12 protein-coding genes are annotated in these 12,695 nt (G+C 66.9%); 7 read left to right on the plus strand and 5 right to left on the minus strand.

The window, feature by feature from the left end:
* Window positions 1–138: 138 nt before the first annotated feature.
* Window positions 139–681, plus strand: coding sequence for a 2'-5' RNA ligase family protein (locus AC1MDG_RS00715; RefSeq protein ID WP_479806859.1), 543 nt, complete (start codon window positions 139–141; stop codon window positions 679–681).
* On the opposite strand, the gene pgm is transcribed toward AC1MDG_RS00715, so the two are convergent.
* Window positions 671–2,320 (minus strand): phosphoglucomutase (alpha-D-glucose-1,6-bisphosphate-dependent), encoded by a 1,650-nt coding sequence (pgm, locus tag AC1MDG_RS00720; protein WP_043476723.1) that lies wholly within the window; start codon window positions 2,318–2,320, stop codon window positions 671–673. The two genes, AC1MDG_RS00715 and pgm, sit on opposite strands and share 11 nt — an antisense overlap.
* 264 nt (window positions 2,321–2,584) lie before the next feature.
* Here pgm and AC1MDG_RS00725 point away from each other — a divergent pair, with 264 nt between their 5' ends.
* Both AC1MDG_RS00725 and AC1MDG_RS00730 read left to right on the plus strand, forming a co-directional pair.
* Window positions 2,585–3,457, plus strand: coding sequence for a nuclease-related domain-containing protein (locus AC1MDG_RS00725; RefSeq protein WP_479806860.1), 873 nt, complete (start codon window positions 2,585–2,587; stop codon window positions 3,455–3,457).
* A 97-nt stretch (window positions 3,458–3,554) separates the two neighbouring features.
* Complete coding sequence (locus AC1MDG_RS00730) at window positions 3,555–3,995, plus strand: DUF4190 domain-containing protein (protein ID WP_043476728.1); 441 nt, start codon at window positions 3,555–3,557, stop codon at window positions 3,993–3,995.
* A gap of 56 nt (window positions 3,996–4,051) precedes the next feature.
* Here the strand turns inward: AC1MDG_RS00730 and AC1MDG_RS00735 are convergent, their stop codons facing one another.
* From AC1MDG_RS00735 to AC1MDG_RS00745, 3 genes are all read right to left on the minus strand, one after another.
* Window positions 4,052–5,521: a peptide MFS transporter gene (locus AC1MDG_RS00735; RefSeq protein ID WP_479806861.1), complete on the minus strand. Its 1,470-nt coding sequence runs from the start codon at window positions 5,519–5,521 to the stop codon at window positions 4,052–4,054.
* 71 nt (window positions 5,522–5,592) lie between these two features.
* Window positions 5,593–7,005, minus strand: a complete 1,413-nt coding sequence (locus AC1MDG_RS00740) for an amidase (protein WP_479806862.1) — start codon at window positions 7,003–7,005, stop codon at window positions 5,593–5,595.
* Window positions 6,998–7,738, minus strand: coding sequence for a Type 1 glutamine amidotransferase-like domain-containing protein (locus tag AC1MDG_RS00745; protein ID WP_479806863.1), 741 nt, complete (start codon window positions 7,736–7,738; stop codon window positions 6,998–7,000). The genes AC1MDG_RS00740 and AC1MDG_RS00745 overlap by 8 nt, the downstream gene beginning before the upstream one ends.
* Window positions 7,739–7,851: 113 nt before the next feature.
* Here AC1MDG_RS00745 and AC1MDG_RS00750 point away from each other — a divergent pair, with 113 nt between their 5' ends.
* The 3 genes from AC1MDG_RS00750 to AC1MDG_RS00760 all read left to right on the plus strand — a co-directional run bounded on the left by AC1MDG_RS00750 (window position 7,852) and on the right by AC1MDG_RS00760 (window position 9,544).
* On the plus strand, window positions 7,852–8,178 hold the full coding sequence (locus AC1MDG_RS00750; protein ID WP_011690008.1) for a rhodanese-like domain-containing protein: 327 nt from the start codon (window positions 7,852–7,854) through the stop codon (window positions 8,176–8,178).
* Between the two features lie 80 nt (window positions 8,179–8,258).
* On the plus strand, window positions 8,259–9,242 hold the full coding sequence (pheA, locus tag AC1MDG_RS00755) for a prephenate dehydratase (protein ID WP_479806864.1): 984 nt from the start codon (window positions 8,259–8,261) through the stop codon (window positions 9,240–9,242).
* A gap of 92 nt (window positions 9,243–9,334) precedes the next feature.
* Window positions 9,335–9,544, plus strand: a complete 210-nt coding sequence (locus tag AC1MDG_RS00760; RefSeq protein WP_043429215.1) for a hypothetical protein — start codon at window positions 9,335–9,337, stop codon at window positions 9,542–9,544.
* A gap of 38 nt (window positions 9,545–9,582) precedes the next feature.
* On the opposite strand, the gene AC1MDG_RS00765 is transcribed toward AC1MDG_RS00760, so the two are convergent.
* Window positions 9,583–10,677 carry a diacylglycerol/lipid kinase family protein gene (locus AC1MDG_RS00765; RefSeq protein WP_479806865.1) on the minus strand — a complete coding sequence of 365 codons (1,095 nt, stop codon included), beginning with the start codon at window positions 10,675–10,677 and terminating at the stop codon, window positions 9,583–9,585.
* A 77-nt stretch (window positions 10,678–10,754) separates the two neighbouring features.
* Between AC1MDG_RS00765 and serS the strand changes: the two genes are divergently transcribed.
* Window positions 10,755–12,035 carry a serine--tRNA ligase gene (gene serS, locus AC1MDG_RS00770; RefSeq protein ID WP_479806866.1) on the plus strand — a complete coding sequence of 427 codons (1,281 nt, stop codon included), beginning with the start codon at window positions 10,755–10,757 and terminating at the stop codon, window positions 12,033–12,035.
* Window positions 12,036–12,695: the final 660 nt, after the last annotated feature.

Consider the following 12,695-nt stretch of genomic DNA (forward strand, 5'->3'; position numbering starts at 1 on the left):
ACAACATTTCTGCGGTTGAATGCACGGCATGTGTCCGGGGCCACTTCCCATTTTAGTCAAAATCGCCACTGTGGCTACTGTGCCCGGCCGCCTGCGCGGACGGGCGCGGGCTGACCAGCGCCGTGGCACACTGGCCCTATGCGGAACCTGATTCTGGTGGCCTTCATCGAGCCCGTCTCCGACGGGCTCGTGTTCCCCCGCGACGACTGGCCCCTGCACATCACCTTGGTGAGGTTCGACGTCGACATGCAGGTCGGCGGCGCCGTCACCAGCGTTGATGTGAAGAACGACGGCGGCGACGGGCACGGGGACGACGTCGCCGAGCTGATTGCCGGACTTATCGACCAGCCCGTGCGGGCGGCCCTGGGTACCGTGCTCACCATCGGTGCGGACGCCGGTTTTGGCCGGCAGGAGTCCGTCCCTGTCAGCCTCGTCGAGCCCAGCCGGCCCCTGCAGGAACTTCACGAGTCACTGGTGCGAACGGTTGCGGAGTTGCCGGGACGGGTGCCCACGCCGCACCACACCCTGGACAACTACCGTCCCCATGTGTCCCATCACGGTGCCAAGCGCCCCCGTCCGGGAGACGTCGTCGTGCTGGACCGCGTCGCCCTGGTGGACATGGCGCCGGACGGAAACCATTCCGTCCGGCGCATCCTCCACCTGTGGGAACTTACGAAATAACCCCGTCAACCAAGGCCTTGGCTTCGGCCTGGACCTGCTTGAGGTGCTCGGCGCCCTTGAACGACTCGGCGTAGATCTTGTAGACGTCCTCGGTGCCGGACGGGCGGGCGGCGAACCAGGCGTTTTCGGTGACCACCTTCAGGCCGCCGATGGACGCGCCGTTACCGGGAGCCTCGGTGAGCTTGGCCGTGATCGTTTCGCCGGCGAGTTCGGTGGCGGTAACGTCGGACGGCGAGAGCTTGCCCAGCGCCGCCTTCTGCTCGCGCGTGGCTGCGGCATCGATCCGGGCATAGACGGGATCGCCGAACTGGTCCGTGAGGCCCTTGTAGAGCTGCGACGGCGACTTGCCCGTGACGGCGGTGATTTCCGAAGCCAGCAGCGCCAGCAGGATGCCGTCCTTGTCGGTGGTCCATACGCTGCCGTCCATCTTGTTGAACGAAGCGCCGGCGGATTCCTCGCCGCCGAAGGCGCCTTCGCCGGACAGCAGCCCGGGCACGAACCACTTGAAGCCCACCGGCACCTCGACGAGCTTGCGGCCCAGGCTTTCGGCCACGCGGTCGATGATCGAGGACGAGACGAGGGTCTTGCCGATCACTGACTGCGGGTTCCAGCCGGTGCGGTGGCGGTACAGGTAGTCGATGGCGACGGCCAGGTAATGGTTCGGGTTCATCAGCCCGCCGTCCGGCGTGACGATGCCGTGGCGGTCCGCGTCGGCGTCGTTGCCGGTGGCGATGTCAAAGTTCGCGCCGCTGGACATGCGGTTGATCAGCGAGGCCATCGCCGAGGGGGAGGAGCAGTCCATCCGGATCTTTTCGTCCCAGTCCAGGGTCATGAAGGCCCACTGCGGGTCTACGGTGGGGTTCACCACGGTGAGGTTCAGGTGGTGGCGCTCGCCGATCTCGCCCCAGTAGTCCACCGAGGCGCCGCCCATGGGATCGGCGCCGATCCGGACGCCGGCCTCGCGGATGGCGTTCAGGTCCAGGACGGACGGGAGGTCGTCCACATAGCTGCTGAGGAAGTCGAACTTGCCCGTTGTCTCAGCCGCGAGGGCCTCCGCCACCGGGATGCGCTTGACGCCGCGGAGCCCGTTTTCAAGGAGCTCGTTGGCCCGGTTCGCGATCCAGCCGGTGGCGTCAGTGTCTGCGGGTCCGCCGTGCGGGGGGTTGTATTTGAAGCCGCCGTCGCCGGGCGGGTTGTGGCTGGGAGTGACAACAATTCCGTCAGCCTGCGGGGCTCCCGCGGGGGCGTTCCGGTTGTGGGTGAGGATGGCGTGGCTCAGGGCCGGCGTGGGCGTATAGCCATGGCGGGCGTCGATCAGCACGTTCACGCCGTTGGCGGCCAGGACCTCCAGGGCGGAGTTTTGCGCCGGTTCGCTGAGGCCGTGCGTGTCCTTTGCCATGTACAGCGGACCGGTGATGCCCTGCCCGGCGCGGTATTCGACGATCGCCTGGGTAATGGCCACGATGTGGGGCTCATTGAACGAAGCCTTCAAGCTGGATCCCCGGTGTCCGGAGGTGCCGAACGCAACGCGCTGGCCCGGATCGCTCAGATCGGGGGAAACATCGTAGTACGCATCCAGGAGCGCAGTGAGGTCAACAAGGTCTTGGGGTTGGGCAACTGTGCCCGCGCGGCTAGCCATGGCACCAGCATGCCAGACGACGGCGGGACGCAACACGATTTGTCCGGAATCCGGTCCCTATGACGCCGAATTTCATCCGGCATTCACCAATTCATTCCGCTTTGCATTTATTTCGGGGCAGTAATTTGCTCCGGAAAAGCGAGTAGTGGCCCCAAAACTACCTATATACCGGCCGTGCCGCGGCTGCTAATTTTCTAAACAAATTACGACGGCGGGTCCTCCGCCGCCGTCAGCGTTGCGGCGAATCCAAGGGGAGGACAGTCCATGGCAGCAGGCGAGGGAGCGTCAGAACAGTCACGGCTGGCTGCAGAGCGGATTGCGCGGCTGAAGCGCCAATTGGACCACGCCGAACGCGCCGCGGAAACGTGGGGCGCGGGAGCCGAGGGGGAGCGCCGCACGGCCGGCCGGCTCGGTGAGCTGACCCCGGCCGGCTGGTTCATGCTGCACGACGTCCACTGGCCCGGCCGGCCGCTGGCCAATCTTGACCACGTCCTGGTGGGGCCGGGCGGCATAGTGGTGGTGGATGCCAAGAACTGGTCCGGCATGGTTGAGGTGAGGGACGGGGTCCTCAGGCAGAACGGCTATTCACGGAACCCCGCGGTGGACGGTGCCCTGGGGCAGGCGGCGGCCGTCGCTGCACTGCTCGGCGCGCCGCACCGGCGCCTGGTCCGCTCCATCATTTGCCTGACCGGCCAGCCCGACTTTGCAGAGGTAACAGACTCCGGCGTCGAAGTGCTGGGCATCAACCGCGTGGTGGCACGGATAGCGGCCCTCCCGGCAGTGATTGATCCGCAGACGGTGGTTGGCCTGTACTCCCACCTGGGGCAGCAGCTCACGCAGCCCCAGCCGCCCCCAGGACGCGACTACCACGGTGCCGCGCGGCAGAGCGCAGCCCACCATCCGCCACGTCAACGGCCGCAGGTCCCGGCGCCCCGCCCGGACACGGGTGCGGTGTATCCGCCGCCCCTTCCCAGCCGCTATCACGGTTCCGCGGGCAGGGGCACTGCCGGGCTGGCCCCGACGCACATGCGGCGCCCCGCGCACGGTGGCGGGCGGCAGTTGGCGGCCTTTTTGTGCAGCCTGCTGGTCCTGGGAATCGTGGCGTTCTCGCTCGCGGCGCCGCTCTGGAGCCGGTAGTCCCCGCTGGCCGGCGTATCACGGGTGTATCACGGCAGCGCTCGTCCGGTCGGCGCGTTGGTAGGCTGGTTATAGCCACCAAAAAGGGGATTTCCCAATGACGAACCAGCCTGCCCCCGGCGACGAGGGGACGCCCCAGGGCTACCAACCGCCGTCGTATATTCCACCGCAGGGATCACCTCCCGTGCCGCCCGGTGACCCCTATGGCCAGCTGCCGGAATACGGCCAGCAGCCCGGACCGTATGGCACCGCCTACGGGCAGTCGTCCTATTACGGGATGCCGCCCGAGCCCAAGGGCCTGAGCATCGCCAGCCTGTGTTGCGGCATCGCGGTATTCCTCGGACTGGGTCTTTTCATCCTGCCGCAAATTGCCGCCGTGGTCCTGGGGCACCTGGCCTTGCTCCGCGAGCCTGCCGGACGCGGACTCGCCATCGCGGGTCTGGTGCTCGGCTACATTGGCCTGGCGCTGACTGCCATTGTGCTGACGTTCGCGGTGGTGGCGATTTTCGCTGCAGCCAACGCGGGTTACGGGTACTAGACCCGGCCCGCAGATGCCCGGCTCAGTCCGTCAACGTCCGGCGGTCGCCCATCGGGTCAGCGTACGCCGGCCATGAGCCTCTTGATGGCCGGCGAGGCGGCCGCGAGGCCTACAGCCAGCACCATGGCCGTGCCCCCGATGCCGATGAAGTACGGCAGTTCGTCGGCCGGGTTGTATAGCCCGGACAGGATGCCGGCCAGGGTGGTGCCCAGCGAAACGGACAGGAAGAACAGTGCCACCATCTGCGTGTGGAAGGCCTGGGGCGCCAGTTTGGTGGTGACGGACAGCCCGATGGGGGAGAGGAAGAGCTCCGCCAGGGTGAACAGGAACAGGATGCCCACGAGGGCCAGGAGCGGCGTCTTGCCGCTGCCGGCCAGCGGGATGAAGGCCAGGAAGGCCAGGCCCATCACGAACAGGCCGATGGAGAACTTCAGGGCCGAACCGGGCTGCTTGTTGCCCAGGCGGGTCCACAGTGCCGCCATGACGCCGGCGAAAATGATGATGAACACCGGGTTGATCGACTGCACCCAGGCGGCCGGCATTTCCCAGCCGAAGAGGTTCCGGTCCAGTTTCTCCTCGGAGTACACGGCAATGAACGTGAATTGCTGCTGGAAGAGTGCCCAGAACGCTGCGGAGGCAATGTAGAGCGGGATGAATGCCGCCGCCCGCTTGCGTTCGGTGCCCGTCACCTTCCTGCTGGAGAAGATCAGGCCGAAGTAGAGAACGGAAGCTCCGATGGCCGCGTATGCCATGGACATGGCCAGGTTTTCGGCATTCACTGCCCCGGTGGCCAGGAGAACCGCCACCACGGCGGCGATGCCCAGGAAGATCAGCCCGTACCTGGTGCGCTGGGCAGCCGGGAGCGGGTTGGGCACGTGGTGCGCCGCTTCGGGGAGCTTCTTGCGTCCCATGGCGTAGATGCCCAGGCCAAGGGCCATTCCGACGGCGGCGGCGCCGAAGCCCCAGTGGAACCCCTGGCTTTCCTGCAGCCAGCCGGTGACCAGCGGGCCGATCAGTGCGCCGGCGTTGATGCCCATGTAGAAAATGGAGAAGCCGGCGTCGCGGCGTTCGTCCTTCTCCCCGTAGAGGGTGCCCACCAGCGCGGTGGCATTGGCCTTGAGGCCGCCGGAGCCGACGCCCACCAGCACCAGCCCGGCGATGAGTCCGGGAATGCCGGGCACAAGCGCCAACGCGATGTGGCCCGCCATGATCAGGACGGCCGAGCCGAACAGGACGCGTTCCGAACCGAAGAGCCGGTCAGCCAGCCACGCGCCCAGGATGGTGGACAGATAGACTCCGCCGCCGTAGGCGCCTACCAGGCTGGCTGCCAGGCCCTGCTCGATTTCGAGGCCGCCCTGCCCAGCCGTGAAGTACATGTAATAGAGGAGGATGCCCTGCATCCCGTAGAAGGAGAAGCGCTCCCACATTTCAACGGAGAAGAGGCTGGCCAGCATCTTTGGGTGGCCAAAAAATGACGTATCGCCCGGCGTTGTAGCGGGGCGATCGGATAAATGAGTAGTGCTCATTTACTTAAGGGTGGCACTCGGCCGCGCGATTGTCACATTCCCGCTGGCAGGAAAGCAAGGCGGACACGCCTCTAGAACCCGATCTGCGCCGCCACCTGCAGGAGCAGCGCCTCGGACCCCATAGGCCCCACTAGCTGGATGCCCATCGGCAGTCCGGCGCGGGGTGAGCCGCCCGTCCAGTGCACCGGAACGCTGATGGCCGGCAGTCCGCACACGTTGACCATGCTGGACCACGGCGCGTATTCGCACTGCTTCCGGTAGTCGCCGTCGGCGTCGCCCGCCCACTCCGAGACGGGCCAGTAGCCGTCCCCGTGCGAGGCCCCGGTGAACCAGCCCACTGGCCGGGGTGTCTGGGCAAGAGCCGGCGTCAGCATGAGATCCCACTGTGCGTACTGCGCAACAGTGTCCCGCTCGAACTGGCGCAGGAAACCCAGGGCCTCGTTGAGTTTTGACGCGCTCCGCTGCTGTGCGCGCCGCCGGAACGTGCGCGTGAGCGGGGTCAGGAGCGCTTCCCGCTGCGGCGCAATCCTGGCGCTCCCGACTCCCGCCGTCCACGCCGTGGTGAACGCATCCGGGTACCGGTTGTCATACCGGACAGCCGCTTCCGCGGTGGAGTGGCCCGCCGCTTCGAGTAAGCGCACGCCCTCGTTGAGCGCATCCATGGCTTCGGCGGCGGCCGTAAACGGAAAAATAGCCTGCCACGGGCTGTCCAGGCTCACGCCGATCCGGAGTGGGCGCGGCGGCCGGGACACGGACGCGAGGTACCCGCCCGCTTCCGGCGCGGCCACCAGGGCGTCCAGCATCAGGGCGGCATCCCCGGCCGACCGGGCCAGCGGGCCGGCCACCACCAGCCGGGCGGGATCACCCGTGCTTTCACCGGCCGGGACGAGTCCGCGCCCCGGTTTCAGGCCCACCAGCCCGCAGGCCGCCGCGGGGATCCGTACTGAGCCGCCGCCGTCGGACCCCGGAGCGAACGGAACCAGGCCGGCGGCAACCGCCGCGGCGCTTCCGCCCGAGGATCCCCCTGAGCTGCGGCTTAGCGCGTGCGGATTGCGCGACGGCGGCGCGATCAGGTTTTCGCTGTAGGCGGTCAGGCCGAACTCCGGAACCTGGGTCTTGCCCAGCGAGATGGCACCGGCGCCCTTCAATACCGCCGCCAGTGCTCCGTCCGCGGACGCTGGTTTGTGCTCCAGGGCCGCGCTGCCATGGGTGGTCACCACGCCGGCCACGTCGGTCAGGTCCTTGAAGGCCACCGGCATGCCGTGCAGCAGCGGAAGCTGGTCAGGCGATCGGGCGTAGCGCGAGTCCGCGGCCGCCGCATCCGCCAGCGCCTGTTCCCCGGTCACCGTGATGAAGGCGCCAAGGCCGGGATTCCGGGCCTCGATGCGTGCGAGGAAATGCTCCGTCACCTCCCGGGCGGAGAGCCCGCCCGAGTGCAGGGCGTCACGGAGCCCAACCGCGGAGAGTTCGTGGATGTCAGCCAAGGAAACGGGCCTCCAGCCGCTCTTCGACCGCGGTCGCGGCGCCGCCGTCCACCTGCCGGGTGACGCGGTACGCAGCCTTGCCCCGCACCTCGGTGACCGCCTCCACAAGGTCCGTGCCGAAGTAAACCAGGCCCGCGCCGTCGTCCGTGCAGTGGGTTTCGCCGAGCGTGCCGTCGGCCACCAGCCGGTGCACCAGCGGGCGGCGCTGTACCTCGGAGTCGTGGTGCACGCCGTTGGCATAGGGGAGGAAACCCAGGGCGTTGGTCACCGGACGCAGCTGCGGGCCGAACGAATCAGTGGTGCCGGCCTGGAACCAGCAGATGGAGCCGCCCGAGACACCGGCGAGGACCACGCCTGCTTCCCACACCCGCCGCAGGATTCCGTCGAGGCCGTGCGCCCGCCAGACTGCCAGGAGGTTCACCACCGAACCGCCGTTGACCCACACCACATCCTGTTCCAGCAGGTGTGCTTCCGGGTCCTCGATGCTTGGCATGGTGAAAAGGTTGAGGTGGCTGAAATCGAAGCCCGCGGTCTTTGCCGCCTGGTCCATTTCCGCGTTGAACCAGCGCTGGTCACCCGCAGCAGTGCCGATATGCGTCACGCGCGGGGCGCGCCCGGTGACGCCGGAAAGTTCGACGGCGTGGTGCAGCAGTGCGTCAAACTCCAGCCGTGAGCGCCGGCCGGCCTTGTAACCGCCGGACGTGGCAAGGATGGTTGGCTGGTGGGCTGCCATCGACGGTCCTCCTTTACGGTCCCCTTGAAGCGTAACGTGCCCCGGATTCGGGATGCCCGACTCCCGCGGAGGCTACGCTGGAGGCGGACCCGTATTTTCCGGAGAGGACTTCCATGAGCGACTTCGAAACCGTGACCGTGACCGACGTTCCTGCCGACGCCAGAATCCTTGACGTGCGGGAGGACTACGAGTGGTCGGCCGGGCACGCCGAGGGTGCCCTGCACATTCCACTAGACCAGCTGCCGGCCAGACTCGGCGAGCTGGACCCGGACGAGGACGTGTATGTCATCTGCCGCACCGGCGGCCGCTCATTCCGCGCCGCCAAGTGGCTCGTGGGGCAGGGATATTCCGCTTTCAATGTGGCCGGCGGAATGGACCAATGGCTTGAGTCGGGCCTGCCGCTGGTTTCGGACAACGGCCTCAAGCCGGTCATCCTCTAGCACGCGCCCTGGCCGCGCGGCACCAGTACTTCCACAGGCCGCCCACCGGGCGGCGCTGACCTGATCAAGAAGGACCCTCCATGCCCGCAGCATCCGTCACCTACACCTTCCTCGGCCCGGCGGGAACGTTCACCGAGGCCGCGCTGATGCAGGTGCCGGGTGCCGTCGAGGCTGTCCGCATCCCTTCGTCCAACGTGAATACAGCCTTGGACAAGGTCCGCGACGGATCAGCCGACGCCGCCATGGTGCCCATCGAGAACTCCGTGGAGGGCGGCGTCACGGCAACACTGGATGCCATCGCGTCCGGTGCCGAACTACGGATAGTCCGGGAGGCGCTGGTGCCCATCAGCTTCGTGCTGGTAGCCCGGCCGGGCGTGGACATCCCGGATATCCGCCGGATCTCCACCCACGGCCACGCGTGGGCCCAATGCAGGCTGTGGGTGGAAGCTAATATGCCAAATGTGGAATACATTCCGGCGTCTTCCACCGCGGCAGGGGCAATGGGTTTGCTGGGCGAGGAGGGCGTCCACTACGACGCCGCCATCTGCGCACCGATCGTGGCCGCCGAGCAGCCCGGACTGCACGTCCTGGCCGAGAACATCGGGGACAACCCGGGCGCGGTAACGCGTTTCGTCCTGGTCAGCCGGCCCGGCGCGCTCCAGCCCCGCACCGGAGCGGACAAGACCACGGTGGTGGTCCCGCTGCCGGAGGACCGGCCAGGTGCACTGATGGAGATCCTGGACCAGTTCGCCACCCGCGGCGTGAACCTCAGCCGCATCGAATCCCGCCCCACCGGGCAGTACCTCGGCCACTATTTCTTCAGCATCGACGCCGACGGCCACGTGGAGGACGCCCGTGTTGCCGACGCCCTGGCGGGGTTGCACCGCATCAGCCCCGCCACACGCTTCCTGGGGTCCTACCCGCGGGCCGATGCGCAGAGCCCGGACGTGGCACCGCATACCTCGGACGAAGCATTCCAGGCCGCACATGGATGGGTGGCAGGGATACTCAAAGGGGCATCGATCGAGCCTGTTCATGCCCCGCGCGGTTCGCCCACAGCTTAGGCAAATGCCCCTCCGGGTACTTCCCCGCCTGCACCGCAGTGCGTATGCTTGCCTGATCCATTGGGGAAGGCCTCTACCGGAAGGAGCGGGTCATGTCAGGATCCAGCAGCGACAACGACGGCCAGGGAATGATCGTTAATCCCAAACCGACTGCCGATAACCAGGACTGGGACGGCGACGATGCAGACAGGGCGGATCGCCTGCGCTTCGAAGAGGAGCAAGCCATGATCCGTGAGCAGTCCGAAGCGCGTGCGGCGGCCAAGGCCGCAGCGGAGGCAGAGGAGAAGAAGGCCAGCGCCTGAGTCCTGGGTCTCCGCAGGAGGCTTCCCCTCCCGGGTGCCTACTGCGGGGCCGAGGCTACTCTGTCGGCGGCTTCGGCACCCTTACTCTCCGGCACCCGGACCAGCAGGGACCGCGGCTCCACTTGAACGGTAACGTCGGTCGCCTCCCCGGAGGGGTCGCCGTCGATCTGGGTGGCCACCGGCTCGGCGCACTTGATGACGATCTTGCCGGAGCGGTAATAGCTCATCACCGGCAGGTTCCTCTTGTGCTTGAACATGATTTTTGCGTACATCGCGATCCACCCGATGGCGCTGCGGGGGCTCATCACCACCACGTCGAGCATGCCGTCGTCGATCATTGCCTGCGGAATGAAGTCGATGCCGCCCGGAATGAGGCCGCAGTTGGCGAACAACACACTGCGGATCTTCCGGGACTGTTCCGGCTGGTCATCCAATGCGATGGACACCTTCTTGCGCCGCCCGGGCAGGTGCCGGACTCCGGCCTCCGTGTAGGCGAGCCAGCCCACCGCCTTTTTCAACCCGTCGTTGGTGTCTCCCACCACCTCGGCGTCCATGCCCATGCCCGCGATCACCAGGAACGCGTGCTCTGACGAGGCGCCAGTCCGCGAGTTCCTGATACCCATGCGGGCCGTGTCGATGTGCCGCTGGTGCCCGAAGAGTGCTGTCTGGATGCTGCCGTGGAGGTCGTTGACGTCCAAGTGGATGTTCCTGGCCAACAGGTTGCCCGTCCCCAGCGGGACCAGGCCCATCGGCACATTCGTGCGGGCCAGCTTCTCAGCCACCACGCGCACGGTGCCGTCCCCGCCGCCCACCAGGACGACGTCGGCCCCGCTGGCGACTGCCGCCTCGGCCTGAGCGTATCCGGGGTCCTCGGCCGTTGTCTCGAAAAAGAGGGGGGCTTCCCAGCCGGCGGACAGGCAGGCGCGCTGGATGAGCGCACGGGCTTCCGACGATTTCGCCTTGACCGGGTTCATCACCACGGCCACCTTCTGTTGCACCATGCCCGGATGGTGCGTGTCCTCCTGGACGGCGCTGCGCGTATGCAGTGCCTTCAGCCTCCGCACGCCCCACCAGCTGGAGACCGCGAAAGCCAGGGCCGCAGCAAGGATGAGGTAGAGCAGCCAATCGTTCATGGTGCTCCAACACTATCCCGCGCCGACGTCCGCACGGCCCACCGTGTCATGGCGGGCGGATTCGATACTCTTGTCTGGTGATCGACGTAAAAGACCTCAGCGAAAATCCGGACAAGTTCCGTGCCAGCCAGCGCGCCCGCGGCGCCGACGAGTCCGTGGTGGATGCGATCATCTCGGCAGACGCGGCACGGCGTGCCGCTCTGATCCGCTTCGAGAACCTCCGCGCCGAGCAGAATGTGTTCGGCAAGAAGGTGGCGCAGGCCAAGGGCGAGGAGAAGCAGGCACTGCTGGCAGAGGTCAAGGTCCTGGCGGCATCGGTCAAGGCCGCTTCGGCTGAGGCCGACGTTGCCCAGGCCCAGCAGGAGGAATTGCTCCGGGCCATACCCAACCTGATTGTGGACGGCGTTCCGGAAGGCGGCGAGGACGACTACATTGTGGTCAAGACCGTCGGCGAACCCCGCGAGTTCCCCGATTTCGAGCCGAAGGACCATTTGGAAATCGGTGAGCTGATCGGCGCCATCGACATGGAGCGCGGGGCGAAGGTCTCCGGCTCACGTTTCTACTTCCTCCGCGGCGTCGGCGCGCGGCTGGAGATGGCACTTCTGCAGATGGCCATGGAACAGGCCATCGAGGCCGGCTTCGTCCCCATGATCACCCCCACGCTGGTCCGTCCGGAAACGATGCAGGGCACCGGCTTCGACGTCAAGCACGACGCCGAGATCTACCGCCTCGCCGAAGACGACCTGTACCTGGTGGGCACCTCGGAGGTGGCCCTCGCCGGGTACCACGCGGACGAGATCCTGGACCTCTCTGCCGGCCCCATCCGCTATGCCGGCCAGAGCTCCTGCTACCGCCGCGAGGCGGGGTCGCACGGCAAGGACACCCGCGGCATCATCCGGGTCCACCAGTTCAACAAGGTGGAAATGTTCATCTACACCACGGTGGAAGAGGCCGCCGCCGAGCACGAGCGCCTGCTTGCGTGGGAAGAGGAGATGCTGGCCAAGTGCGAGCTCCCGTACCGCGTGATCGATACCGCGGCGGGCGACCTCGGCAACTCGGCGGCCCGGAAGTTCGACTGCGAGGCCTGGGTGCCCACGCAGGGCGCCTACCGCGAACTGACGTCCACCTCGAACTGCACCACGTTCCAGGCGCGCCGCCTGAACATCCGTGAGCGGGTGCTGAACGAGGACGGCGCCCCCAAGGGGACCCGCGCCGTCGCCACTTTGAACGGCACGCTGGCAACCACCCGGTGGATCGTGGCCATTCTGGAGCACCACCAGAACGAGGACGGCTCGGTAAACGTCCCGAAGGCACTCCAGAAGTACCTCGGCGGGATGGAAGTACTGCCGGTGCTGTAGTTCCCGGATTCGGGGGACTTCTGCACCGTGATGCCGGCAGCCGAGAGCTTGCGCCTTAGGAGCGCAGCGTTGGTTGCGGCCTGCCAGTCCCAGCGGACAACCTGGTAGCCGAGCGCCCGAAGCCTGTCCTCACGCTTCTTTTCCGCCAGAATGGCTTCGCGGGTGCTCCTGTCGCCTAGGAATGCGTCGTCGAGGTACTTTGCGTCGCCATCGAACTCCCCGATGACTCTTTGTTCCGGCCAGAAGAAATCCGTCCGCCCGATAAAGCCTTCGTCATCGTAGAACGCATGCTGCAGGACGGGCGCAGGAGTCAACTTCTCGCTACTGGCGCGGCGGCTGCCGAGCACCGCGTCCATGGCGGCCACAGCCTCGGGCAGTTCCATTCGGACTACGCAGTCAATCACCGTCTGGACGAGTGAAGTGACGGCCACGCCCCGGTGTTCCACAATGTCAGCGGTCCAGTGATGCCGTGAGATTCCGTAGCCGCGCACTTGTTCCAGCCCGGTGAGGCCGGTCTTCGGATCCTTGGCCGCCTCGGTGGTTGCGGGCAGCCTGCCAGCTTTGTGCGGCGACTCCGTGATGATGTGGATGTGCGCCGGAACCCGGGGGAGGGGCAACCGCCAGAGGCGGAGTGCAGTCAGGTAGCAGAATGCGGCGGAC

The organism is Arthrobacter sp. AIWTK1, assembly GCF_056680535.1.

Excerpts from the sequence above, each read along its gene's own strand:
- pgm (WP_043476723.1), bottom strand. The coding sequence starts at position 2,320 with ATGGCTAGCCGCGCGGGCACAGTTGCCCAACCCCAAGACCTTGTTGAC.
- AC1MDG_RS00750 (WP_011690008.1), top strand. The coding sequence starts at position 7,852 with ATGAGCGACTTCGAAACCGTGACCGTGACCGACGTTCCTGCCGACGCC.
- AC1MDG_RS00730 (WP_043476728.1), top strand. The coding sequence starts at position 3,555 with ATGACGAACCAGCCTGCCCCCGGCGACGAGGGGACGCCCCAGGGCTAC.
- AC1MDG_RS00725 (WP_479806860.1), top strand. The coding sequence starts at position 2,585 with ATGGCAGCAGGCGAGGGAGCGTCAGAACAGTCACGGCTGGCTGCAGAG.
- AC1MDG_RS00745 (WP_479806863.1), bottom strand. The coding sequence starts at position 7,738 with ATGGCAGCCCACCAGCCAACCATCCTTGCCACGTCCGGCGGTTACAAG.
- AC1MDG_RS00735 (WP_479806861.1), bottom strand. The coding sequence starts at position 5,521 with ATGAGCACTACTCATTTATCCGATCGCCCCGCTACAACGCCGGGCGAT.
- pheA (WP_479806864.1), top strand. The coding sequence starts at position 8,259 with ATGCCCGCAGCATCCGTCACCTACACCTTCCTCGGCCCGGCGGGAACG.
- AC1MDG_RS00715 (WP_479806859.1), top strand. The coding sequence starts at position 139 with ATGCGGAACCTGATTCTGGTGGCCTTCATCGAGCCCGTCTCCGACGGG.
- AC1MDG_RS00765 (WP_479806865.1), bottom strand. The coding sequence starts at position 10,677 with ATGAACGATTGGCTGCTCTACCTCATCCTTGCTGCGGCCCTGGCTTTC.
- AC1MDG_RS00760 (WP_043429215.1), top strand. The coding sequence starts at position 9,335 with ATGTCAGGATCCAGCAGCGACAACGACGGCCAGGGAATGATCGTTAAT.